Below are 23,775 nucleotides of genomic sequence, written 5' to 3'. Positions count from 1 at the left end.
GTCGGCGTCGTGCCGCTCACGCCGGGCTCTGCGGCAGGACGATGCGGCGATAGAGATGCCAGGTGGCGTGGCCGAGCACCGGCAGCGTCACCAGAAGGCCGAGGAAGGCCGGCAGGATCGACAGGAACAGCGTCGCGGCGACGATCAGCCCCCATGAGATCATGGTCCTGGGGTTGAGCGTCACCGTGCGCACCGAGGTGATCATCGCGGTGACGAAGTCGACCTCGCGATCGAGCAGCAGCGGGAAGGCGACGATGGTCAGCGAGAAGGCGACCAGCGCGAAGACCAGCCCGTCGAGATGGACGAGGCCGAGGAAGAGCCAGCCCGAGGGCGTCGACGTCACGGCATGGAAGAACTCGCCCATCGTGGCGAAGCCGCCGAGGCCGAGCGTCAGGATGAACAGCACCCGGACCTGATACATCCAGAGCAGGAAGACGAAGAGCGTGACGAAGGCCATCCAGCCGAACTCGCGGCCGCTCTGGCGCCCCATCACGGTCAGGACGGCGGCGAAGTCGAGCGGCTGGCCCGCCTCGCGCCGGCGGCTCACCTCGTAGCAGCCGACGGCGACGAAGGGGCCGAGCAGGGCGAAGCCGGTGGCCATCGGATAGGTCAGCCAGCCAAGGCCGGCGCCGAGCGTCAGCCAGGTCAGGAACAGGCCGCCGAAGGCGAAGATGCCACCGAAGAACAGCCCGTAGGCCGGCGCGGCGCGGAAGTCGGCGAAGCCGAGGCGCAGTGCCTCGATCACGTCGGCGGCGCCGACGTCGAGGACGCGCGGTGCGGTGGGCGACAGGCCGGTCGCATGGGAACGAGAAACGTCCGTCATCGTAACCCTCCTCGAGGTGTCCGCCGGCCGGGGCCGCGTCTCGGCGGCGACGGCCCCCGACCTTGCGGCGTCATATCGATTAGATTAGCGGAAATCGGCCGCTTCGCCAGTGTGGAATCCGTGGTTTCCCTTAGACGTGATGACGCAGCCTCGCGCGGCGGCGAGGTCCGGTGGGTCGTGGCGGAGGAAGACGGAGGGCCGTCGTGCCGCGGCCTCAGGCCGGTGGGGCGGGGACCGAGAGGGCATCGAGCGCCGGGTCTCGCGCCTCGACCACGTCGACGGCGACCGACAGGCCCTGCTCGCCGCTCGACGACAGGATGCCGATCACCGGGGCGGCGTCGGCATAGTCGCGGCCGAAGGCGACGACGATGTGGTCCTCGCCGGCGAGGATGGCGTTGGTCGGATCGAAGCCGATCCAGCCGAGCTCGGCGCCGCACCAGACCTCGACCCAGGCATGCATGGCGTCGGCGCCCTCGAGCCGCGGCTTGCCCGGCGGCGGCAGGGTGCGCAGATAGCCGCCGACATAGGCCGCCGGCAGGCCGAGACCGCGCAGGCCGGCGATCATCACATGGGCGAAGTCCTGGCAGACGCCGCGGCGTTCCTCGAAGGCGCGAGCGAGCGGCGTCGCCACGTCGGTGACGCCGGGCATGTAGCGGAACTCGGCATGGATGCGCTGCGTCAGCGCCAACGCCGCCTCGAGGATCGGCCGGCCGGGGGTGAAGCATTCGACCGTCCAGCGCGTCACCGCCGGCGTCAGCGGCACGGCGCGGGATGGAAAGACGAACTGCACCGGATCGTCGGGGCTGAGCGAGTGCGACTGGGCGGCACGCGCCGCGATCGTCTCCCAGGCGGGGGAGGCGGCGGCGTCGAGGGGCAGAAGCGGCAGGGTCGTCACCGTCGCGGTCGAGCGCAGCGTCAGGCGCGAGTGGGGCGCGCGGAAGGCGATGCGGGTGACGTGATTGCCGAACCAGTCGACCTCGTCGACGACGTGTTCGGGCTGCGGATCGATGACGAGACGCGAGACGTGGACGCGCTGGCCGCGCCGCTCGATCGGCGTCAGGCGCAGTCGGCAGTCGGCGACCGGCACCGGACCGCCCCAGTCGTAGACGGTGACGTGGGTGACGTCGAAACGCATCAGGCCTCCTCCTCCGTCGCCGGCAGGAGCGAGCCTTGCGTGAAGTAGCGGGCGGCGACCGCGTCGGAGATCGCCATCAACGCGCCCTCGATGCGGCGGATGCGGGCGGTGTCGAAGACACCGGCGTCGTCGGTCTCGAGCTCGGCGGCGAGGCGGCGCGCGGTCTTCAGTTCCGGCGGCAGCAGGTCGCCCTCGCGACGGTCGGCGAGGCTCTCGAGATGGTCGAGGATGCGGGCGACCTGATAGGCGACGGCGCGCGGATTGGCCTCGTCGAGGAGGACGAGGTCGAGCACCGGGCGGCGCGCCGTGCCGCCGAGATAGCGGGTGCGATAGGTGACGCGGCCGTCGGCGAGGTCGAGCAGCATGTCGAGGGCGTCGGTGTCGGCCGCCTCGTCGCCGAAGCCGCGGGCGGCGCGGGCGAGGCCGATGCCGCGTTCGACGCGGCGGCCGAGATCGAAGAAGTGCCAGCCCTCGCGGCGGTTCATCGTCTCGTGGGCGAGGCCGACGATGGCGGCGATGGTCCTGAGCGTGCCGTCGACCTCGGCGAAGACCTGCAGCGGCCGTCCGGCGGCGTCGAGGCCGCGGTCGAGCCGGTCGCGCAGGCCGGCGAGTGCCCGCCAGGCGTCGGGCGACAGGCGGTCGCGCACCACCGAGGCGGTGCGATGGGCCTCGGCGACGAGGCGGCCGACGGCCCCGGGCAGGGGCGACCAGACCGCGGCCTCGGCCAGCGTGCGGGCGCTGCCGGCGGTCGAGGGGACGGCGAGGCCCTGGTCGAGCAGATGGGCGATGCGGCGCTGGAGATCGCGCGAGATCTCGACGACGCCGTCGTCGCCGTGGCCCTCGAGGCCGCGCAGCAGACGGGCAGTCTGTTCGGCGCGCTCGAGATAGCGGCCGAACCAGAACAGGTTGTCGGCGGCGCGCGACGGCAGGATGCCGTTGTCGCGGCGGATCGCCACCTTGTCGGGCTCGGGCATCAGCCGCGCTTCGGGCTTGGCCTCGCTGCGGCTCGCCGCGCGCTGGCCCAGCACCCAGACGTCGCCGGAGCGGCCGCCGCGCTGCATCGACAGGAGGCGCACGTCGGAGCGTTCGGCGAAACGGGCGAGGCCGCCGGGCATCACCGACCAGCCGTCGGCGGTGCGGGCGACGAAGACGCGGATGGCGAAGGGGCGGGGCACCAGCCGGCCCTTCTCCCACACCGGCGCGGTGGAGAGGCGCAGCGGCTCGCGGCCGACGAAGTCGATGCCGCGGCGGGAGAGCTTGGCGGCATAGCGCTCTCGCTCGGCGCGGGTCAGCTTCTTGCCGAGCACGCCGGCGCTGTCGAGGATGCCGGGCAGGGTGCGGCCGAAGGCGGGGGCGAGCACCAGATCGTCGAGGTCGGCGATCACCGTGTCGCGCGCCGCCGGCTCGCCGCACCACCAGGTCGCGACGTTGGGCAGCGCCAGTTCCTCGCCGATCAGCCGGCGGCTCAGCGCCGGCAGATAGCCGGTCAACGCCGGGGCCTCGACCAGACCGGTGCCGAGCGCGTTGCTGACGACGACACGGCCGGCGCGCACCGCCTCGACGAGGCCGGGGACGCCGAGGCGCGAACCGGGATTGAGCTCGAGCGGATCGGCCCAGTCGGCGTCGATGCGGCGCACCAGCACGTCGATCGGCTCGAGACCGGCGACGGTGCGCACCGCGACGCCCGCCTCGGAGGCGACGAGATCACCCGCCTCGACCAGCTGGAAGCCGAGCGAGCGGGCGAGGAAGGCGTGTTCGAAATAGGTCTCGGACCACGGCCCCGGCGACATCAGGGCGATGCGCGGTTCGGTGCCGCGGGCGGCGACCTGGGCGAGGCCGACGCGGACCGCCTGGAAGAAGGGGCCGAGGCGCTCGACGCCGATGTCCTCGAAGGCCTCCGGCAGGGCGCGCGACAGGGCGACGCGGTTCTCGATGGCGTAGCCGGCACCCGACGGCGCCTGGGTACGGTCGGCGAGCACCCACCAGCGCCCGTCGGGCGCGCGGGTGACGTCGGCGGCATAGAGATGAAGGAAATGGCCGCCCTTGGGGCGGATGCCGGCGACGGGGCGCAGGAACTCGGGATTGCCGGCGACGAGCGCGGCCGGCACGGCGCCGGAGGCGACGAGATCGGCCGGGCCCATCAGGTCGGCGATCAGCGCCTCGAACAGGCGGGCGCGCTGCTCGACGCCGTGGGCGAGGCCGGCCCAGTCGGCGGCGTCGAGGACGATCGGCAGATGGGCGAGCGGCCAGGGGCGGTCGAAGTTCTGACCGTCCTCGTAGACGCGGTAGACGACGCCGCTCTCGCTCAGATAGCGGTCGGCGCCGACGAAGCGGGCCTCGACGTCGGTCGGGCCGTGACGGCCGAGATGGGCGAGCAGCGACAGCCAGTGCGGACGAATGCGACCGACCTCGTCCACGAGTTCGTCGTGGACGCCGGGTACCGGTCGATAGCCGGCGACGAGCTCGGCGATGGCCGGATCGACCTCGCCCGACCAGCGCATCGCCAATTCCAACTGGGTCGAGTTCACCATGCCCCCCGGGCGCGTGTCCGCGTCGCCTTCCTCAGGTTCGAGAGGGGGGGCGACGCAGGTCGAGAGTCAAGGGGTATTCGCTCGTCCGCTCGGACGGGGGAACGGTGACGAAACCCGGCGTGTGGCCGTGGTCGACGAAACGCGCCAGACGCCGCGCCTCGGCCTCGTAGGAGTTGACCGGGAAGGTGTCGTAGTTGCGCCCGCCCGGATGGGCGACGTGATAGACGCAGCCGCCGAGCGACCGTCCGGTCCACCGGTCGAGGATGTCGAAGGTGATCGGCGGGTGGGTCGGGATGGTCGGGTGGAAGCCCGAGGCCGGCTGCCACGCCTTGTAGCGCACGCCCGCCACCGCCTCGCCGGAGGTGCCGGTCGAGGCGAGCGGCACCGGACGGCCGTTCGCGGTCACGACATGGCGCTTGGGGTCGAAGCCCTCGACGCGCACCTGCAGGCGCTCGACCGAACTGTCGACATAACGCACCGTGCCGCCGACCGCGCCTTCTTCGCCGGTGACGTGCCAGGGCTCGAGCGCCTGACGGATCTCGAGCTTCACGCCGCCGTGCTCCACCGTGCCGTAATAGGGGAAGCGGAACTCGAACTGCGCCTTGAACCACAGCGGATCGAAGGCGTAGCCGGCGCGGCCGAGGTCGTCGAGCACGCCGAGGAAGTCCTCCCACACGAAGTGGGGCAGCATGTAGCGGTCGTGCAGCGCGGTGCCGAAGCGCGAGAACTCGCCCTGCTGCGGCTCGCGCCACAGCCAGGCGATCATCGCGCGCAACAGGAGCTGCTGGGCGAGCGACATGCGCGCGTCCGGCGGCATCTCGAAGCAGCGGAACTCGACGAGGCCGAGGCGGCCGGTCGGCCCGTCGGGCGAGTAGAGCTTGTCGATGCAGATCTCGGTGCGATGGGTGTTGCCCGAGACGTCGACCAGCAGATTGCGGAAGAGCCGGTCGACCAGCCACGGCGGCGGCGCGAAGCCCTCGCCCGGGGCCGGCACGTTGGCGAGCGCGATCTCGAGTTCGTAGAGCCCGTCGTGGCGGGCCTCGTCGATGCGCGGGGCCTGCGACGTCGGGCCGATGAAGAGGCCGGAGAAGAGGTAGCTGAGCGAGGGGTGGCGCTGCCAGTAGAGCACCAGGCTCTTCAACAGGTCGGGGCGGCGCAGGAAGGGGCTGTCGCCGGGCCAACGGGCGCCGACCACGACGTGGTTGCCGCCGCCGGTGCCGGTGTGGCGGCCGTCGACCATGAACTTCTCGGTGCCGAGCCGCGACAGCCGCGCCTCTTCGTAGAGCCGCGTGGTGATGTCGACGCATTCGGCCCAGGAGCCGGCGGGCTGGACGTTGACCTCGATGACGCCGGGGTCGGGGGTGACCTTGATCACCTCGAGCCGCGGGTCCCACGGCGGCGGATAGCCCTCGATGTGGACCGGCAGGCGATGGGCCTCGGCCGCGGCCTCGACCGCGGCGAGGAGCTCCAGATAGTCGTCCAGCGTCGAGACCGGCGGCATGAAGACGTGGAGGATGCCGTCGCGCGGCTCGATCGACAGGGCGGTGCGGACCTGATCGGCGCCGATCTCCTCGACGAAGCGCTGGGTGACGCGCTGCGCCGGGCCGGTGCGGCGATAGACCTGCGCCAGCTCGTCCGGGTCCGGCAGGTCGGGACGCTCGACGAAGGGGTCGAGTTCCATCACGTAAGGATAGGACGACGGCGGGATCCACGGCAGCGAGGCGATCGGCAGGCGATAGCCGACCGGGCTGTCGCCGGGGATCAGGAACAGTTTCTCGCGGCGCAGGCGCCACTTCTCGGAGTACCAGCCCTGACCGGCGCGGCTCTGCCAACGCTGGACGGGGAGGACGTGACCGGTCGGTTTGGTCAGGCCGTGGTCGAAGACGCGGGCGATGCGGTGGCGGTCCTCGGCGTTCTCGAGCTTGGAGTTCGACGGATCGAGATTGACCGGCAGCTGCGCCTCCTGGACCAGCCAGTGGGCGGGGTCTTCGAAGGCCGGAATGACGTAGTCGCCGCCGATGTCGAGGCGTTCGGCGACGCCGTCGGCGATCAGCTTCGAATGTTCGGCCGTCGCGGCGTGGGTGTCGCCTTCGGAGGCGATCAGCGTCGGATCGCGCCAGATCGGCTTGCCGTCCTTGCGCCAGTAGAGGGCAAAGGCCCAGCGCGGCAGGCTCTCGCCGGGATACCACTTGCCCTGACCGTAGTGCAGGAAGCCGCCGGGGGCGAAGCCCTCGCGCAGGCGGCGGATCAGCTCGTCGGCCTTGACGCGCTTGGTCGGGCCGACCGCGGCGGTGTTCCATTCGGCCGACTGGTAGTCGTCGATCGACACGAAGGTCGGCTCGCCGCCCATGGTCAGGCGGACGTCGTGGCGGGCGAGATCCTCGTCGACGCGGGTGCCGAGCGCGTCGAGCGCTTCCCAGGCCTCGTCGGAGAAGGGCGCGGTGACGCGCGGCTTCTCGGCGATGCGGTCGATGTGCATGTCGAATTCGAACTGCACCTCGGCCGGATCGACCAGACCGGTGATCGGCGCGGCCGAGCGATAGTGCGGCGTGCCGCAGAGCGGCAGGTGTCCTTCGCCGGCGAAGAGACCGGAGGTCGGGTCGAGGCCGATCCAGCCGGCGCCGGGCAGGTAGACCTCGCACCACGCATGCAGGTCGGTGAAGTCGTGGTCGGTGCCGGACGGGCCGTCGAGCGCCTTCACGTCCGGCTTCAGCTGGATCAGGTAGCCGGAGACGAAGCGGGCGGCGAGCCCCATGCGGCGGGCGATCTGGACCAGCAGCCAGGCGGTGTCGCGGCACGAACCGGAGCCGAGCTCCAGCGTCTCGTCGGGCTCCTGCACGCCCGGCTCCATGCGGATGACGTAGCGGATGTCCTGGCTGAGGCGCTGGTTGAGGCGGACGAGATAGTCCACCGTGCGGACGTCGGTCTCGCGCACCGCCTCGAGATAGGTCTCGAAGCGCTCGCCGGTCTTCTCGGCCACGAGATAGGGCTTCAGCTCCTCCGCCAGCTCCGGCTTGTAGGCGAAGGGGAAGGTCTCGGCATATTCCTCGAGGAAGAAGTCGAAGGGGTTGAACACCGCCATCTCGGTCAGCAGGTCGACCTCGATGCGGAACTCGCGCGTCGTCTCGGGGAAGACGAAACGGGCGAGCCAGTTGCCGTGCGGGTCCTGCTGCCAGTTGACGAAGTGGTTCTCCGGCGTGATGCGGAGCGAATAGCTCGTCACCTTCGTCTTGCAGTGGGGCGCCGGCCTCAACCGGATGATCTGCGGCCCGAGCTGGACCGGGCGATCGTAGGCATAGGCGGTGAGGTGGTGCAGGGCGACTTGAATGGCCAAGGCGTGGCTCTCTCGGCAAAGGGGGCAGCGACCGGACGTCTGGCGTCAGCCTAAACCGTGTGCAGCGCGGCGCAAGGTACGATTGGGGGCAGGCGGTGCCCACTTCTCGGGCAGGGGCGGCTCGAAGCGATTTCGAGAATCTGTCGGCGCAACGGCCCGGTCGACGGTGCGAAGCGACGTCAGTCGGGCAGGAGTTGCGCCATTTTCCGGGCCCAGTGGTCGAGCTTTCCAGCTTCGAGAGTCACCTTGCCTTCGAGTTGGTCGCCGGACGGATCTCGCATTCGAACGTTCAGCCCGACGTGTCCGAGACTGTCGCACGTCGCCCTCAGCGTCAGGGCGCCATCGATGTCGCCCCAAATCTTCTCGCCCGACCAGCCACGCCAGTCTCGGGCGACTTCGGTGAAGAGACGTGCCGGACTGCCTGAAAAACAGGTCGAACAACGGACGGCTCCAGAGAAAGCCGTGCCGACGTACTCGACATCGAAATCAATGTCGCCGGGCATTCCACGCCGACGCACGAAGCTCAGTGAACGACCGGGATCTTCAGACGAGGCAATCCGCAGTGAGGTCTCGCTCTCGGAGTCCGTCATGGGTCACCCGTCGCATGCCGATCATTGCACATGGCGAAATGCCGGAAGTCGGGGGCGGGTTCGCCCCCGACTTCCATCCGATCACTTGGTGCGGGCGTCGAGGGCCTTGATCACGGCTTCGCCCATCTCGGTGGTCGAGACGGTGTTCTCGCCGGCCTTGGCGATGTCGGCGGTGCGGATGCCGGAGGCGAGCACGTCGGAGATCGCGCCGTCGAGCAGGTCGGCCGCCTCGCCGAGGCCGAGCGAATAGCGCAGAGCCATCGAGAAGGAGCCGATCATGGCGATCGGGTTGGCCAGCCCCTTGCCGGCGATGTCGGGGGCCGAGCCGTGGACGGGCTCGTACATCGACTTGGCGCGGCCGGTCTTGGGATCGGGGGCGCCGAGCGAGGCGGAGGGCAGCATGCCGAGCGAGCCGGTCAGCATCGCCGCGACGTCGGAGAGGATGTCGCCGAAGAGGTTGTCGCAGACGATGACGTCGAACTGCTTGGGGCGACGGACGAGCTGCATGGCGCAGTTGTCGGCGAGGATGTGCTCGAGGGCGACGTCCGGATACTCCTTGCCGACCGCGGTCACGACCTGCTTCCACAGCACGCCCGACTTCATCACGTTGTGCTTCTCGGCCGAGTGGACCTTGGCGCCGCGGGTGCGGGCGAGGTCGAAGGCGACGCGGGCGATGCGGTCGATCTCCGAGGTGGTGTAGAGCTGGGTGTCGACGGCGCGCTTCTCGCCGTTCTCCAGCGTCACGATCTCCTTCGGCTCGCCGAAATAGACGCCGCCGGTGAGCTCGCGCACGATCAGGATGTCGAGGCCCTCGACCAGCTCGCGCTTCAGCGCCGAGGCGTCGGCCAGCGCCGGATAGCAGATCGCCGGGCGCAGGTTGGCGAAGAGGCCGAGGTCCTTGCGCAGGCGCAGCAGGCCGGCTTCCGGGCGGACCTCGTAGGGAACGTCGGCCCACTTCGGACCGCCGACGGCGCCGAAGATGACGGCGTCGGAGGCCTGGGCCAGCGCCATGTCGCCGTCGGAGATCGCCTTGCCGTGGGCGTCGTAGGCGCAGCCGCCGACGAGGCCGCGCTCGCGCTCGAAGGTGGCCAGCCCACGCTTCTCGAACCAGGAGACGACCTTCTCCACCTCGACCATGATTTCGGTGCCGATGCCGTCGCCGGGCAGAAGGAAGAGATTGAAGGAGGCCATGGGTTCGGTTCCTCGGGAGGGCTGAAAAATAGGGGTGAGCGGTGGCCCGCGCGGGGCCACCCTCTAGCAAGTCCGGCGACCGGCATCAACGATCGCCTGCCGGGAAATGCCGGCAAATGGTCGGATTTCCGCCGGCGCCCGGCTCAGGCGGCGATGTCGGGCGTGTCGAGCCGGTTCCAGACCTCGGCGAACTCGTCGTAGACGTGCAGCTCGCCGAGCGCGATGTCGAACCAGGCGCCGTGCAGGCAGATCTCGCCCTTGCGCTCCAGGATGCGGATGCAGGGGAAGGTGCGCAGGTTCGCCAGAGAATTGACGATCGACATGTGCTCGAGGCGGTTGATCCGCTCCTCCTCGGTGGCGTCGCCGTGGCAGAGGCACTCGGCCTTGGGCTTCTCGAGCAGCGAGATCCACTTGCCGATGAAGTTGCCGGGCGACAGCGGCTCGGCCGTGTCGGAGGCGAGCGCCGCCTTGATGCCGCCGCAGCGGCCGTGGCCCATGACGATGACGTCCTTGACCTTCAGCGCCATCACCGCGAACTCCAGCGCGGCGGAGGTGCCGTGGTAGTCGTCGTCGGGGGCGTAGGGCGGCACCAGGTTGGCGACGTTGCGCACCACGAAGATCTCGCCGGGCGAGGCGTCGAAGATCAGTTCCGGCGCGGCACGGCTGTCGCAGCAGGCGATGATCAGCACGCCGGGGTTCTGTCCGGTCTCGGCGAGGCGGCGGTAGCGCTCGTTCTCGGCCTGGAAGCGGCCGTTGCGGAACGAGGCGTAACCGTCGAGAAGGCGTCTGGGCAGCATGCGAGGCTCCTTTGTCGGCACCGCGCGTTCGGGCGGGCGGCGCCTCTTCGGGGCGAAGGGTCTCAGCCGGCGAGGGCGGCGAGCGCGGTGAGGTCGACGTTGCCGCCGCACACCAGCACGCCGACCCGTTCCCCGGCACGTGGCATGTAGCGCCGTGCCAGCAGCGCGGCCAGTGCGGTGGCGCCGCCCGGCTCCGCGGCGATGCGCAGGCTCGACCACAGACGAGTCTGTGCCTCGACGATGGCGCTGTCGGGGACGAGCAGCACGTCGTCGACGAAATCCTCGGCGATGGCATGGACCAGCTCGCCGACCCGCTTGGCGCCGAGGCTGTCGACGGCGACGGATTCGGTCTCGACGTCGACCGGGCGTCCGGCCTCGCGGGCGGCGTGGAGGGCGCGCGAGCCCTGCGGCTCGACGGCGATCACCCGGGTGCGGCCGTGGAACCACAGCGCGACGCCCGAGACGAGGCCGCCGCCGCCGGCCGCCACCAGCACGGTGTCGAGGCCGTCGACCGCGTCTTCCTCCCACTCCAGACCGACGGTGCCCTGACCGGCGATGGTGTAGGGGCTGTCGTAGGGATGGACGACGAGGGCGCCGCTCTCCTTCGCCCAGGCCTCGGAGAGGAGGGCGGCGTCGGCATAGCGATCGCCGGCGACCACCACCTCGGCGCCGTAGGCGCGGATGCGGTCGACCTTCACCGGGCTCGACACGGTCGGCACGAAGATGCGGGCACGGTGGCCGAGGCAGGCGGCGGCATAGGCCACGGCGGCGCCGTGGTTGCCGCCGGAGGCCGCGGTCACGCCGATCTTCGGCACCGGTCGGGCGAGGAGATTGTTGAAGGCGCCGCGCGCCTTGAACGATCCGGTGTGCTGGAACAGCTCGAGTTTCAGATGGACCCGGTCGGCGAGGCCGAAGGCGGCGCCTTCGACGATCATGCCGGGGGTGTGCCGCACATGGGGGCGGATGCGGGCCTCTGCGGCCTCGACGGCCGCGGGGGAGAGCACTTCGGCCATGGTTCGCGCGTCGCTCCCTCGTCTGTCGTCCCCGGCGAAGGGTTCGCCGATCTCGCCGGCGGCGATGAGGACATGCGGCCGACGCATAGCGGATCGCGCCCCTTTCGCCAAGAGCGCAGGGCGCAGGGCGGGCCTTCGATCCCGCATCCTGCGGTCGGCTTCCGAACGAAATGTTGCACTGCAACATAATTGCTTGCGGCGACGGTGCGGCCGTCTACAATGGATGATCGCCGCGAAGCCGGCGGCGTTGCCGATCCTCGGTGGCGCCACGAGGATGCCCATGACCGAACACCCCGTCTCCAACACGCTCGACCATCTGGTCGCCCTCGGCAGGGCCTGCACCGAGATCGCCAGCCTCTCGCCGATGGTGATCGCGTTGCGCACCGACGCGGCGCTCGGGGCTCTGGTCGATCCGGAGGCGATGCCGACGGGCGAGCCGGCGCGGATGCTGGCCGAGAAGATCGATGCGGCGGCCGAAGGGGCCGTGGCGGCGATGCTGGAGAGCGGGCTCGCCTTCGGGCGGGTGCTGGGTGGCAGCGAGACGCCGCTCGACGCGGCGATCGACGTGGCACGGGCGGCCGTCGAACCGGCGCGGTCGCGGCTGCGTGCCAACGTCCGGCGGCTGGGCCGTCGCACCGACGCCCGCGCCTGAACGGACGTCGATCGGGCGAGCCGCCCGCGACGAAGGTCGTGCGTCGTGCAGGTCACCCTTGCTTTGACAGCGGCTCCGTCGCCGGGCTACCGGAGACTGACCGGGCCGAGCGGGCATCTCTCCCTCGCCCTCGAGCGGAGCGATCGTCCCGACATGCCGCATTCCGAAGACAGGATGCACACCGTCTCCGGCCGCTACGAGGCGCTGGTCGCCTCCGGCGCCATCTCCTCCGATCCGGCCCAGGTGCGGCTGACCAAGCGGCTCGATCGGCTGGAGAAGGAGATCGCCACCTCCGATCTCGCGGTCAAGGGCTCGTCGCTCGGCTGGCTGTTCCAGCGCAAGGCGCCCAAGCGGGAGACGATCCGCGGGCTCTACGTCCACGGCGACGTCGGCCGCGGCAAGACCATGCTGATGGACCTCTTCCACGAGGCCTCCAAGGTCCAGAAGAAGCGGCGGGCGCATTTCCATGCCTTCATGGCCGACGTGCAGGATCGCATCCACCGGGCGCGCGGCGACATTCTCGCCGGCCGCATCAAGGGCGACGATCCGATCGCACCGGTCGCCGCCCAGATCGCCGAGGAGACGCGGCTGCTGTGCTTCGACGAGTTCGCCGTCTACGACATCGCCGATGCGATGATCCTCGGACGGCTGTTCGAGAAGCTGTTCGAGGCCGGCGTGGTGGTGGTCGCCACCTCCAACGTGGCGCCGCAGGATCTCTACAGGGACGGGCTCAACCGGGCGCTGTTCCTGCCCTTCATCGCGCTGCTGCAGTCCCACGTCGACGTCGAGCGACTGGCGGCGGCGACCGACTATCGGCTGGAAAAGACCGACGCCGACGCGGTGTGGACCACGCCGCTCGGTCCGGCGACGGATCTGGCGATGGAAGAGGCGTGGTTCCGCCTGATCGACCACCGGCCGAGCGCGCCGGAGGCGATCCCCTTCCGCGGCCGCGAGATCCGGGTGCCGCAGGCCTGCGGACCCTTCGCGCGTTTCGACTTCCTCGATCTCTGCGACCGGCCGCTCGCCGCCGCCGACTATCTCCAGGTGGCGCGGCGCTATCACACGGTGATGATCGAGCGTGTTCCGGTGTTGACGCCCGACCGCCGCAATGCGGCCAAACGGCTGATCAACCTCGTCGACGCGCTCTACGACTGCCGGGTCAAGGTGGTCGTGTCGGCCGCGGCCGAACCGGAAGCGCTGTGGACAGGGGTGGAAGGAACGGAGACGTTCGAGTTCGCCCGCACCGTCTCGCGGCTGACCGAGATGCGTTCGGAAGAATATGCGGCGAGCCCCCATCTGGGGGTCAACGGAGGGGTCCTGCGGGAGGACGACGAGGGCTCGGACGACGGTTCCGAGCCAACCTGAAACCTCTTGCAAATTGCAATGAAATTGCCGCTTTTTCAGTCGTTTTGCGGGGGGTGGTAAACCTTCGGCCGACTTGCACCCCTTCCCGGAACAGAGTATCGAACCGCACGACAGGATGTCGCACCGACTTCCGATTGACGAAAAGGGAAACCTCTGAAATGGCGCGGAAAAAGATCGCCCTCATCGGCGCGGGTCAAATCGGCGGCACGCTCGCTCATCTGGCGGGCCTCAAGGAGCTCGGCGACATCGTCCTGTTCGACATCGTCGACGGCGTTCCGCAGGGCAAGGCGCTCGACATCGCCGAGTCCTCGCCGGTCGACGGCTTCGATGCGGCGCTCTCGGGCGCGTCGTCCTACGAGGCGATCGCCGGTGCCGACGTCATCATCGTGACCGCCGGTGTGCCGCGCAAGCCGGGCATGAGCCGCGACGATCTCTTGGGCATCAACCTCTCCGTCATGGAGAAGGTCGGCGCCGGCATCAAGGAATTCGCCCCGAACGCCTTCGTCATCTGCATCACCAACCCGCTCGACGCGATGGTGTGGGCGCTGCAGAAGTTCTCCGGCCTGCCGGCTAACAAGGTGGTCGGCATGGCCGGCGTGCTGGACTCGGCCCGCTTCCGCTACTTCCTCGCCGAGGCGACCGGCGTCTCCGTCAAGGACGTCCATGCGATGACGCTGGGCGGCCACGGCGACGACATGGTCCCGCTGGTGCGCTATTCGACCATCGGCGGCGTGCCGCTGCCGGAAATCGTCAAGCTGGGCTGGCTCACCCAGGAGAAGCTCGACGCGATCGTCGACCGCACCCGCAAGGGCGGCGCCGAGATCGTCGGCCTGCTCAAGACCGGTTCGGCCTTCTACGCCCCGGCCGCTTCGGCGATCGCGATGGCGGAGTCCTATCTCAAGGACCAGAAGCGCATTCTCCCGGTGGCCGCGGCGCTGAACGGCGAGTACGGCCTCAAGGACATGTACGTCGGCGTTCCGGCGCTGATCGGCGCCGGCGGCGTCGAGAAGATCGTCCAGGTGGAGTTCGACGCCACCGAAGCGGAGCAGTTCAAGAAGTCCGTCGCCTCGGTGACCGGCCTCGTGGACGCCTGCAAGCAGATTCAGCCGGCGCTCGCCTGAGCGTCCTGAACGGAATTCCTTCGGGCGTCCCGATCCCCGGGGCGCCCAGCGGAATCGGTCGATCGATGCGCGGAGCCGGAAGACAAGCCGGCTCCGTCTTCTCGCGGGTGGAGGACCTGCGAGCGGGGGGTGACCTCGTATCGTCGTCGCGGACGGCTCGATGGGGTGCGTGATCGACGCGCCGCATGTCGGTCGACTGCCGATTCCGACAGTTTCTCAATCGAATTCTTCGAGGCGAGACGAGGCGATGAACATCCACGAATACCAGGCGAAGGCGATCCTTCGCGAATACGGTGCGCCGGTGTCGCGCGGTATCCCCGCGTTCACCCCGGCCGAGGCCGCGAAGGCGGCGGAGGAGCTCGGAGGCCCGCTCTGGGTCGTGAAGTCGCAGATCCACGCGGGTGGCCGCGGCAAGGGCAAGTTCAAGGAACTCCCGGCCGACGCCAAGGGTGGTGTGCGTCTCGCCAAGTCCGTCGCGGAGGTGGAGGCCTTCGCCAAGGAGATGCTCGGCAACACGCTCGTCACCGTGCAGACCGGCCCGGCCGGCAAGCAGGTGAACCGCCTCTACATCGAGGACGGCTCCGACATCGAGCGCGAGCTCTATCTCTCGGCGCTGATCGACCGCGCCACGGGTTCCGTCGGCTTCGTCGTCTCGACCGAGGGCGGCATGGACATCGAGGCGGTCGCCCACGACACGCCGGAGAAGATCCACACCTTCCACGTCGATCCGGCCGCGGGCTTCCAGCCCTACGTCGGCCGCAACATCGCCTATGCGCTGGGCCTCCAGGGTGCCCAGATCAAGCAGGCGGTGAAGCTGATCGCCGATCTCTATCGCGCCTTCGTCGACAAGGACATGGCGATGCTCGAGATCAACCCGCTGATCGTCACCAAGCAGGGCGACCTCAAGGTCCTCGACGCCAAGGTGAACTTCGACAGCAACGCGCTCTTCCGTCACCCCGACGTCGTCGCCCTGCGCGACGAGACCGAGGAGGACGCCAAGGAGATCGAGGCTTCCAAGTTCGACCTCGCCTACATCGCGCTCGACGGCACGATCGGCTGCATGGTCAACGGCGCGGGTCTGGCCATGGCCACCCTCGACATCATCCAGCTCTACGGCGAGAGCCCGGCCAACTTCCTCGACGTCGGTGGCGGTGCCAGCGAAGAAAAGGTGACGGCCGCGTTCAAGATCATCACCTCCGATCCGAACGTGAAGGGCATCCTGGTCAACATCTTCGGCGGCATCATGAAGTGCGACATCATCGCGCGCGGCGTGCTGGCGGCGGTGAAGGCGGTCGGCCTGCAGGTTCCGCTGGTGGTCCGTCTGACCGGCACCAACGAAGAACTGGGCAAGCAGATCATCCGCGAGTCCGGCCTCAACGTCATCCCGGCCGACAACCTGGACGACGCCGCTCAGAAGATCGTCAAGGCCGTTCGGGGAGCTTGATCAGATGTCGATTCTCGTCACCAAGGACACCAAGGTCATCTGCCAGGGCTTCACCGGCGCGCAGGGGACCTTCCACTCCGAACAGGCCATCGCCTACGGCACCAAGATGGTCGGCGGCGTGACGCCGGGCAAGGGTGGTCAGACCCACCTCGGCCTGCCGATCTACGACACCGTCTGGCAGGCCAAGGCCGCTACCGGCGCCGACGCCTCCGCGATCTACGTCCCGCCGCCCTTCGCGGCCGACGCGATCCTCGAGGCGATCGACGCGGAGATCCCGCTGATCGTCTGCATCACCGAGGGCATCCCGGTGATGGACATGGTCAAGGTCGGCAAGGCGCTCAAGGGCTCCAAGTCGCGCCTGATCGGGCCGAACTGCCCGGGCGTGCTCACCCCGAACGAGTGCAAGATCGGCATCATGCCGGGCCACATCTTCAAGCGTGGCTCCGTCGGCATCCTGTCGCGCTCCGGCACCCTGACCTATGAAGCGGTCAAGCAGACCTCGGACGTCGGCCTCGGCCAGACGACGGCGGTCGGCATCGGCGGCGACCCGGTCAAGGGCACCGAGTTCATCGACATGCTCGACATGTTCCTGAACGACCCGGAGACCCAGTCGATCATCATGATCGGCGAGATCGGCGGTTCGGCCGAGGAAGAGGCGGCGGAGTTCATCGCCGCGCATCCGATCAAGAAGCCGATGGCCGGCTTCATCGCCGGCGTCTCGGCCCCTCCGGGCCGTCGCATGGGCCACGCCGGCGCGATCGTGTCGGGCGGCAAGGGCGACGCCAAGTCGAAGATGGCGGCGATGTCCAAGGCGGGCATCAACGTGTCGCCGTCGCCGGCGCGCCTCGGCGAGACCCTTCTGGAAGCCATCAAGGCCTTCGAGAAGTGATCGACTGCGAGGGGAGCCGGCGGCTCCCCTCGTCGTTCCCGCGGGGCACGGACCCGGTCCGAGACCCGCCGCCGGCGCCGGCGAGACGGCGTGTCGCCCCCGCCGCGGGGGCGGGGAGACGAGATGCGGATCGAGCGTGCACGACCTGCACGTCAATCGATTCGATAGATCGGCGGCGACGCCGGCGGATGGCGGGATCCACGCTTCGGCGAGGGTCCTCCGGAAACGACATCGAGGCGGAGCCGCGAGGTTTCGGGACGCACCATGGAACGTGACGAGAGCCAGCTGACTTCCTTCCTCTACGGTGGCAATGCCGCCTGGATCGAGGAATTGCATGCCCGGTACGAGGAGAACCCGGCGTCGGTCGACGCGAGCTGGCGAGCCTTCTTCGCCGAACTCGCCGACGACAAGTCGGGCGTGCTGAAGAGCGCCAAGGGTCCGGCCTGGAAGCGGTCGAACTGGCCGATCCCGGCCTCCGGCGAGATGGTCTCGACGCTCGACGGCGACTGGGCCTGGCTCGAGAAGACGCTCAAGGACAAGGTCAAGGGCAAGGCCGACGCCAAGGGCGTCGCCATCACCCAGGACCAGCTGCAGGCGGCGGCGCGCGACTCGGTCCGCGCCATCATGATGATCCGCGCCTATCGCATGCGCGGCCATCTGCACGCCCGTCTCGACCCGCTCGACATCGCGGCCGACAAGGACCACGAGGAGCTGCATCCGGCGTCCTGGGGCTTCACCGAAGCCGACATGGATCGCAAGATCTTCATCGACCACGTCCTCGGTCTCGAGTTCGCGACCGTGCGCGAGATGGTCGAGATCCTGCGCCGCACCTACTGCTCGACGCTCGGCGTCGAGTTCATGCACATTTCCGACGCCCACGAGAAGGCCTGGATCCAGGAGCGCATCGAGGGTCCGGACAAGCAGATCGCCTTCACCCGCGAGGGCAAGCGCGCCATCCTCAAGAAGCTGATCGAGGCCGAGGGCTTCGAGAAGTTCCTCGACGTCAAGTACACCGGCACCAAGCGGTTCGGTCTCGACGGCGGCGAGGCGCTTATCCCGGCGCTGGAGCAGATCATCAAGCGCGGCGGCAATCTCGGCGTGAAGGAAATCGTGGTCGGCATGGCCCACCGCGGTCGCCTCAACGTGCTGACCCAGGTGATGGGCAAGCCGCACCGGGCGCTGTTCCACGAGTTCAAGGGCGGCTCCTTCGCCCCCGACGAGGTCGAGGGTTCGGGCGACGTGAAGTACCACCTCGGTGCTTCCTCCGACCGCGAGTTCGACGGCAATCGCGTCCACCTGTCGCTGACCGCCAACCCGTCGCACCTCGAGATCGTCAATCCGGTGGTGCTCGGCAAGGCCCGCGCCAAGCAGGACCAGCTCGCCAAGGATCCGACGGCGGAGATCATCCCGCTCGACGAGCGCATCCAGGTGCTGCCGCTGCTGCTGCACGGCGACGCGGCCTTCGCCGGTCAGGGCGTGGTGGCCGAGTGCTTCGGTCTCTCCGGCCTCAAGGGCCACAAGACCGCCGGCTCGATCCACGTCATCATCAACAACCAGATCGGCTTCACGACCTATCCGCGCTTCTCGCGGTCGTCGCCCTATCCGTCGGACGTCGCCAAGATGATCGAGGCGCCGATCCTGCACTGCAACGGCGACGATCCGGAAGCGGTGACCTTCGCCGCCAAGGTGGCGATCGAGTTCCGGCAGCGGTTCCACAAGCCGGTCGTGATCGACATGTTCTGCTATCGCCGCTTCGGTCACAACGAAGGCGACGAGCCGAGCTTCACCCAGCCGATCATGTATCGGAAGATCCGCAACCACCCCTCGACGCTGTCGATCTATGCCGAGAAGCTGGTCGGCGAGGGCGTGGTGACCCGCGCCGAGGTCGACGAGTGGCAGGCGGAGTTCCGCAAGCACCTCAACGGCGAGTTTGAGGCCGGCCAGTCGTTCAAGCCGAACAAGGCCGACTGGCTCGACGGTCGCTGGGCGGGCCTCAAGGCCGTCGGCATCCACGACGACTCCGACCGCTCCGGTTCGACCGGCGCGCCGATGGCCGATCTGAAGGACATCGGTGCCAAGCTCTGCGAGGTGCCGGCCGGCTTCAACGTCCACAAGACGATCCTCCGCTTCCTCGACAACCGCCGCAAGGCGATCGAGACCGGCGAGGGCATCGACTGGGCGACGGCGGAAGCGCTGGCCTTCGGCACGCTGGCGCGCCAGGGCTTCGGCGTCCGTCTGTCCGGTCAGGACTGCGAGCGCGGCACGTTCTCGCAGCGCCACACGGTGCTCTACGATCAGGAGACCGAGGCCCGCTACATCCCGCTGAACAACCTCGGCGAGGGTCAGGCCAAGTACGAGGTCATCAACTCGATGCTCTCGGAAGAGGCGGTGCTCGGCTTCGAGTACGGCTATTCGCTGGCCGAGCCGAACACGCTGACGCTGTGGGAAGGCCAGTTCGGCGACTTCGCCAACGGCGCCCAGGTGGTGTTCGACCAGTTCATCTCGAGCGGCGAGCGCAAGTGGCTGCGCATGTCGGGCCTCGTCTGCCTGCTGCCGCACGGCTACGAGGGTCAGGGTCCGGAGCACTCCTCCGCCCGTCTCGAGCGCTATCTGCAGATGTGCGCGGAAGACAACATGCAGGTCGCCAACTGCACGACGCCGGCGAACTACTTCCACATCCTGCGCCGCCAGCTGATGCGCGACTTCCGCAAGCCGCTCATCCTGATGACGCCGAAGTCGCTGCTGCGCCACAAGCGGGCGGTGTCGACGCTGGATCTGCTCGCCGAGAACTCGCGCTTCCACCGCATCCTCATCGACTCGGCGGAGTCCGGCAAGGAGCCGACGACCACGAAGCTGGTCGCCGACGACAAGATCCGTCGCGTCGTGCTGTGCACCGGCAAGGTCTACTACGACCTGCTGGAGGATCGCGAACGGCGCGGCATCGACGACGTCTATCTGATGCGCGTCGAGCAGATCTTCCCGACGCCGGTGAAGTCCCTGGTCCGCCTGCTGTCGCGCTTCAAGGGCGCGGAAGTGGTGTGGTGCCAGGAAGAGCCGAAGAACATGGGCGCCTGGTCCTTCATCGAACCCTATCTCGAGTGGGTGCTGACCCAGGTCGGCGGGGCCTCCAAGCGGGCGCGCTATGCCGGTCGCCCGGCCTCGGCGGCCACCGCGACGGGTCTGGCCTCGCGCCACAAGGCGCAGCTCGAGGCGTTCCTGGAAGACTGCTTCAAGGCGTGACGACATCCGAGCCCTCCGGTCGGCGCAGACGCCGATCGGTCGGACGATCCTGAAAACGATCAAAACGAAGAGACGACGATCATGGCGATCGAGATCAAGGTTCCGACGCTCGGCGAATCCGTCACCGAGGCGACCATCGCGAAGTGGTTCAAGAAGCCGGGCGAGGCGGTGAAGGCCGACGAGCCGCTGGTCGAGCTCGAAACCGACAAGGTGACGGTCGAAGTGCCCTCGCCGGGCAACGGCGTGCTCGAGGCGATCGTCGCCAAGGACGGCGACACCGTCGGCGTCGGCGCGCTGCTCGGCACGCTGGCCGAAGGCGGCGCCGCCTCGGCGGCTCCGGCCGCTGCCGCCGCGGCGGCGGCCCCGGCTGCCGCTCCGGCCGCCGCTCCGACCGCGTCCTCGACCACGATGCCGCCGTCGCCGGCCGCCGCCAAGCTGATGGCCGACACCGGCGTCGCCGTCGATGCCGGTTCCGGCAAGCGCGGTCAGGTGCTGAAGGGCGACGTGCTCGCCGCGGTGGCCTCGGGCGTGAAGACCGCCGCCGCGCCGGCCGCCGCCCCGGTGGCGGTCGCCGCGCCGCGTCCGGCCTCGGCGCCGGAAGATGCCGCCCGTGAAGAGCGCGTGCGCATGACCAAGCTGCGCCAGACCATCGCCCGCCGCCTCAAGGAGGCGCAGAACACCGCCGCCATGCTGACGACGTTCAACGACGTCGACATGAGCGCGGCGATGGCCCTGCGCACCCAGTACAAGGACATCTTCGAGAAGAAGCACGGCGCGCGTCTGGGCTTCATGGGCCTCTTCGTCAAGGCCGCGGTCGCCGCGCTGAAGGACATCCCGGCGGTCAACGCCGAGATCGACGGTCAGGATCTCGTCTTCAAGAACTACTACAACATCGCCGTGGCGGTGGGCTCCGACAAGGGTCTGGTGGTTCCGGTGGTGCGCGACGCCGACAAGCTGTCGATCGCCGGCGTCGAGAAGACCATCGCCGACTTCGGTCGCCGCGCCCGCGACGGCCAGCTGAAGATCGAGGAGATGCAGGGCGGCACCTTCACCATCTCCAACGGCGGCGTCTACGGCTCGCTGATGTCGACCCCGATCCTCAACGCGCCGCAGTCGGGCATCCTCGGCCTGCACCGCATCGAGGAGCGGCCGGTGGTCAAGAACGGCCAGATCGTCATCCGTCCGATGATGTACATGGCGCTCTCCTACGATCACCGCGTCATCGACGGCAAGGAGGCGGTCACCTTCCTCGTCCGCATCAAGGAGCTGATCGAGGATCCGCAGCGTCTGGTGATGGACATCTGATCCGGCAGGATCGATCCTCACGACCGCGGCGGGTGCTCCTCGCCGCGGTTCGCTGTTCGGCGGCCCGCGTCCTCGCGCAGCTTGGGAAAGGCGGCGGAGCATCATGGCAGACACCCGCGACATCGTCTTGGTCACCGGCGGCAGCCGTGGCATCGGGCGCGCGATCTCCGTGAGCGTCGCCGCGACGGGGGCGGCCGTGGTGGTGAACCACGTCGGCAATCTCGCCGCGGCGGAAGAGACCGTCGCCGAGATCGAGGCCGCCGGCGGCACCGCGATCGCCGTGCGCGGCGACGTCGCTTCGGAAGCCGACGTCCTCGCTCTCTTCGCGGCGGTCGAAGCCTTCGCCGCACGGATCGGCGGCCGTCTCGCCGCGGTCGTCAACAATGCCGGCGTCGTCGACGTCGCCGCGCGGGTCGAGGACATGTCCGCCGCCCGCATCGAGCGGATGTTCCGCATCAACGTCTTCGGCACCATGCTGGTGGCGCGCGAGGCGGTCCGCCGCCTGTCGACGCGCCGCGGCGGCGCCGGCGGTGTGATCGTCAACATCTCCTCGATCGCCGCGCGCCTCGGGTCGGCCGGTCAGTACGTCGACTATGCCGCCGCCAAGGCCGCCGTCGACACCTTCACCCTCGGCCTCGCCCACGAGGTCGCCGACGAGGGCATCCGCGTCGTCGGCGTTCGCCCCGGCATCGTCGACACCGAGATCCACGCCTCCGGCGGTCAGCCCGATCGGGCCCGCGCCATGGCGGGACACATTCCGATGAAACGCCCCGGCCGGCCGGAGGAGATCGCCTCGGCGGTCCTCTGGCTCCTGTCGCCGGGGGCCTCCTACACCACCGGCTGCCTTCTCGACGTCTCGGGCGGGCGGTGATTTTTCATCCCATGCGATCAAACGGGGATCAGGCAATGGCTCAAGTATACGATCTCGTCGTCATCGGCACCGGCCCGGGCGGTTACGTCTGCGCCATTCGTGCCGCCCAGCTCGGCATGAAGGTGGCGGTCGTCGAGAAGCGCAAGACGCACGGCGGAACCTGCCTCAACGTCGGCTGCATTCCGTCGAAGGCGCTGCTGCACGCCTCCGAACTCTTCGAGGAGGCCGGTCACGAGTTCGCCGATCTCGGCATCGAGGTGTCGAAGCCGAAGCTGAACCTCGCGGCGATGATGAAGCACAAGCAGGACGTCATCGACGGCAACGTCGGCGGCATCCAGTTCCTGTTCAAGAAGAACAAGATCGACGTGTTCCACGGCACCGGCTCGATCGTCTCCAAGGGCAATGTCGGCCTCGCGCTCGAGGACGGCACCAACCAGGTGATCGAGACGCGCAACATCGTCATCGCCACCGGCTCGGACGTCGCCCGTCTGCCGGGCATCGAGATCGACGAGAAGGTCGTGGTCTCTTCGACCGGCGCGCTCGAACTCGACAGGGTTCCGGGCAAGATGATCGTGGTCGGCGCCGGCGTCATCGGCCTCGAGCTCGGCTCGGTGTGGCGCCGCCTCGGTTCGGAGGTGACGGTCGTCGAATATCTCGACCGCATCCTGCCGGGCCTCGATCTCGACAGCTCCAAGCAGTTCCAGCGCATGCTCGGCAAGCAGGGCATGGCCTTCGAGCTCGGCATGAAGGTGACGGGCGTCGAGAAGGGCGCCGAGGGCGCCAAGGTCACGATCGAACCGGCGGCCGGCGGCGAGGCCAAGGTGCTCGAAGCCGACGTGGTGCTGGTGGCGATCGGCCGCGTGCCCTTCACCGACGGTCTCGGCCTCGAGGCGGTCGGCGTGCCCAAGGACGCGCGCGGTCGGATCGAGGTCAACGACCACTTCCAGACGGCGGTCCAGGGCATCTACGCCATCGGCGACGTCATCCGCGGCCCGATGCTCGCCCACAAGGCCGAGGACGAGGGCGTCGCGGTCGCCGAGATCATCTCCGGCCAGCACGGCCACGTGAACTACGACGTGATCCCGGGCGTGGTCTACACCCAGCCCGAGTTCGCCTGCGTCGGCAAGACCGAGGAAGACCTCAAGGCCGCCGGCGTCGCCTATTCGGTCGGCAAGTTCCCCTTCTCGGCGAACGGCCGCGCCAAGGCGATGCGCAAGTCGGAGGGCTTCGTGAAGGTGCTCGCCGACAAGGCGACCGACCGGGTGCTGGGCGTCCACATCGTCGGCGCCGGTGCCGGCGAGATGATCCACGAGGCGGCGGTGCTGATGGAGTTCGGCGGCTCGGCCGAGGATCTCGCCCGCACCTGCCATGCCCATCCGACCATGTCGGAAGCGATCAAGGAGGCGGCGCTGGCCGTCGACAAGCGCCCGATCCACATGTGATCGCCCGACGATCGGTGTCGACGACGAGACGA

Annotated in this window: 17 protein-coding genes; 9 read left to right on the top strand and 8 right to left on the bottom strand. The window is 69.1% G+C overall.

Annotation, left to right across the window (positions count from 1 at the left end):
• Positions 1 to 16: 16 nt before the first annotated feature.
• The 8 genes from ACT541_RS00895 to ACT541_RS00860 all read right to left on the bottom strand — a co-directional run bounded on the left by ACT541_RS00895 (position 17) and on the right by ACT541_RS00860 (position 11,414).
• Positions 17 to 823 carry a DUF2189 domain-containing protein gene (locus tag ACT541_RS00895; protein ID WP_476133541.1) on the bottom strand — a complete coding sequence of 269 codons (807 nt, stop codon included), beginning with the start codon at positions 821 to 823 and terminating at the stop codon, positions 17 to 19.
• 214 nt (positions 824 to 1,037) lie between these two features.
• Complete coding sequence (locus ACT541_RS00890; protein WP_476133539.1) at positions 1,038 to 1,958, bottom strand: transglutaminase family protein; 921 nt, start codon at positions 1,956 to 1,958, stop codon at positions 1,038 to 1,040.
• Positions 1,958 to 4,489 carry a circularly permuted type 2 ATP-grasp protein gene (locus ACT541_RS00885; protein WP_476133538.1) on the bottom strand — a complete coding sequence of 844 codons (2,532 nt, stop codon included), beginning with the start codon at positions 4,487 to 4,489 and terminating at the stop codon, positions 1,958 to 1,960. Before ACT541_RS00885 ends, ACT541_RS00890 begins: the two co-directional genes overlap by 1 nt.
• A 31-nt stretch (positions 4,490 to 4,520) precedes the next feature.
• On the bottom strand, positions 4,521 to 7,823 hold the full coding sequence (locus tag ACT541_RS00880; RefSeq protein ID WP_476133536.1) for a transglutaminase family protein: 3,303 nt from the start codon (positions 7,821 to 7,823) through the stop codon (positions 4,521 to 4,523).
• 179 nt (positions 7,824 to 8,002) lie between these two features.
• Positions 8,003 to 8,413: a DUF6228 family protein gene (locus ACT541_RS00875; RefSeq protein ID WP_476133534.1), complete on the bottom strand. Its 411-nt coding sequence runs from the start codon at positions 8,411 to 8,413 to the stop codon at positions 8,003 to 8,005.
• 81 nt (positions 8,414 to 8,494) lie between these two features.
• On the bottom strand, positions 8,495 to 9,604 hold the full coding sequence (gene leuB, locus ACT541_RS00870; protein ID WP_476133532.1) for a 3-isopropylmalate dehydrogenase: 1,110 nt from the start codon (positions 9,602 to 9,604) through the stop codon (positions 8,495 to 8,497).
• Between the two features lie 143 nt (positions 9,605 to 9,747).
• On the bottom strand, positions 9,748 to 10,401 hold the full coding sequence (locus ACT541_RS00865; RefSeq protein WP_476133530.1) for a carbonic anhydrase: 654 nt from the start codon (positions 10,399 to 10,401) through the stop codon (positions 9,748 to 9,750).
• A gap of 62 nt (positions 10,402 to 10,463) precedes the next feature.
• Entirely contained in the window at positions 10,464 to 11,414 is a 951-nt protein-coding gene (locus ACT541_RS00860; protein WP_476133528.1) for a threonine/serine dehydratase, read from the bottom strand.
• A 280-nt stretch (positions 11,415 to 11,694) separates the two neighbouring features.
• Here ACT541_RS00860 and ACT541_RS00855 point away from each other — a divergent pair, with 280 nt between their 5' ends.
• The 9 genes from ACT541_RS00855 to lpdA all read left to right on the top strand — a co-directional run bounded on the left by ACT541_RS00855 (position 11,695) and on the right by lpdA (position 23,743).
• Positions 11,695 to 12,066: a hypothetical protein gene (locus ACT541_RS00855; RefSeq protein ID WP_476133527.1), complete on the top strand. Its 372-nt coding sequence runs from the start codon at positions 11,695 to 11,697 to the stop codon at positions 12,064 to 12,066.
• A 174-nt stretch (positions 12,067 to 12,240) separates the two neighbouring features.
• A complete protein-coding gene (zapE, locus tag ACT541_RS00850; RefSeq protein ID WP_476133525.1) occupies positions 12,241 to 13,431 on the top strand; it encodes a cell division protein ZapE in 1,191 nt (396 codons plus the stop codon).
• A 158-nt stretch (positions 13,432 to 13,589) separates the two neighbouring features.
• Entirely contained in the window at positions 13,590 to 14,552 is a 963-nt protein-coding gene (gene mdh, locus ACT541_RS00845; RefSeq protein ID WP_476133524.1) for a malate dehydrogenase, read from the top strand.
• 247 nt (positions 14,553 to 14,799) lie between these two features.
• Positions 14,800 to 15,996, top strand: a complete 1,197-nt coding sequence (gene sucC, locus ACT541_RS00840) for an ADP-forming succinate--CoA ligase subunit beta (RefSeq protein ID WP_476133523.1) — start codon at positions 14,800 to 14,802, stop codon at positions 15,994 to 15,996.
• Between the two features lie 4 nt (positions 15,997 to 16,000).
• A complete protein-coding gene (gene sucD / locus ACT541_RS00835; RefSeq protein ID WP_476133521.1) occupies positions 16,001 to 16,885 on the top strand; it encodes a succinate--CoA ligase subunit alpha in 885 nt (294 codons plus the stop codon).
• 264 nt (positions 16,886 to 17,149) lie between these two features.
• Complete coding sequence (locus tag ACT541_RS00830; protein WP_476133520.1) at positions 17,150 to 20,125, top strand: 2-oxoglutarate dehydrogenase E1 component; 2,976 nt, start codon at positions 17,150 to 17,152, stop codon at positions 20,123 to 20,125.
• An 81-nt stretch (positions 20,126 to 20,206) separates the two neighbouring features.
• On the top strand, positions 20,207 to 21,430 hold the full coding sequence (odhB, locus tag ACT541_RS00825) for a 2-oxoglutarate dehydrogenase complex dihydrolipoyllysine-residue succinyltransferase (RefSeq protein ID WP_476133519.1): 1,224 nt from the start codon (positions 20,207 to 20,209) through the stop codon (positions 21,428 to 21,430).
• A 103-nt stretch (positions 21,431 to 21,533) separates the two neighbouring features.
• A complete protein-coding gene (locus ACT541_RS00820; RefSeq protein ID WP_476133518.1) occupies positions 21,534 to 22,301 on the top strand; it encodes an SDR family oxidoreductase in 768 nt (255 codons plus the stop codon).
• Between the two features lie 35 nt (positions 22,302 to 22,336).
• The gene (gene lpdA, locus ACT541_RS00815; RefSeq protein ID WP_476133516.1) at positions 22,337 to 23,743 is read left to right on the top strand and encodes a dihydrolipoyl dehydrogenase; all 1,407 of its coding nucleotides are present in this window, start codon (positions 22,337 to 22,339) and stop codon (positions 23,741 to 23,743) included.
• Positions 23,744 to 23,775 lie beyond the last annotated feature (32 nt).

Source organism: Pinisolibacter sp. DMC100, from assembly GCF_056313705.1.
The sequence above is the reverse complement of the archived record's forward strand: the minus strand, read 5'-3'. Positions and strand labels throughout refer to the sequence as shown.

What these genes read in the sequence shown, in the direction of transcription:
- sucC (WP_476133523.1), top strand. Translation starts at nt 14,800, where the DNA reads ATGAACATCCACGAATACCAGGCGAAGGCGATCCTTCGCGAATACGGT.
- ACT541_RS00875 (WP_476133534.1), bottom strand. Translation starts at nt 8,413, where the DNA reads ATGACGGACTCCGAGAGCGAGACCTCACTGCGGATTGCCTCGTCTGAA.
- ACT541_RS00820 (WP_476133518.1), top strand. Translation starts at nt 21,534, where the DNA reads ATGGCAGACACCCGCGACATCGTCTTGGTCACCGGCGGCAGCCGTGGC.
- ACT541_RS00830 (WP_476133520.1), top strand. Translation starts at nt 17,150, where the DNA reads ATGGAACGTGACGAGAGCCAGCTGACTTCCTTCCTCTACGGTGGCAAT.
- mdh (WP_476133524.1), top strand. Translation starts at nt 13,590, where the DNA reads ATGGCGCGGAAAAAGATCGCCCTCATCGGCGCGGGTCAAATCGGCGGC.
- odhB (WP_476133519.1), top strand. Translation starts at nt 20,207, where the DNA reads ATGGCGATCGAGATCAAGGTTCCGACGCTCGGCGAATCCGTCACCGAG.
- sucD (WP_476133521.1), top strand. Translation starts at nt 16,001, where the DNA reads ATGTCGATTCTCGTCACCAAGGACACCAAGGTCATCTGCCAGGGCTTC.
- ACT541_RS00885 (WP_476133538.1), bottom strand. Translation starts at nt 4,489, where the DNA reads ATGGTGAACTCGACCCAGTTGGAATTGGCGATGCGCTGGTCGGGCGAG.
- ACT541_RS00865 (WP_476133530.1), bottom strand. Translation starts at nt 10,401, where the DNA reads ATGCTGCCCAGACGCCTTCTCGACGGTTACGCCTCGTTCCGCAACGGC.
- ACT541_RS00895 (WP_476133541.1), bottom strand. Translation starts at nt 823, where the DNA reads ATGACGGACGTTTCTCGTTCCCATGCGACCGGCCTGTCGCCCACCGCA.
- leuB (WP_476133532.1), bottom strand. Translation starts at nt 9,604, where the DNA reads ATGGCCTCCTTCAATCTCTTCCTTCTGCCCGGCGACGGCATCGGCACC.
- zapE (WP_476133525.1), top strand. Translation starts at nt 12,241, where the DNA reads ATGCACACCGTCTCCGGCCGCTACGAGGCGCTGGTCGCCTCCGGCGCC.
- ACT541_RS00890 (WP_476133539.1), bottom strand. Translation starts at nt 1,958, where the DNA reads ATGCGTTTCGACGTCACCCACGTCACCGTCTACGACTGGGGCGGTCCG.
- lpdA (WP_476133516.1), top strand. Translation starts at nt 22,337, where the DNA reads ATGGCTCAAGTATACGATCTCGTCGTCATCGGCACCGGCCCGGGCGGT.
- ACT541_RS00855 (WP_476133527.1), top strand. Translation starts at nt 11,695, where the DNA reads ATGACCGAACACCCCGTCTCCAACACGCTCGACCATCTGGTCGCCCTC.
- ACT541_RS00860 (WP_476133528.1), bottom strand. Translation starts at nt 11,414, where the DNA reads ATGGCCGAAGTGCTCTCCCCCGCGGCCGTCGAGGCCGCAGAGGCCCGC.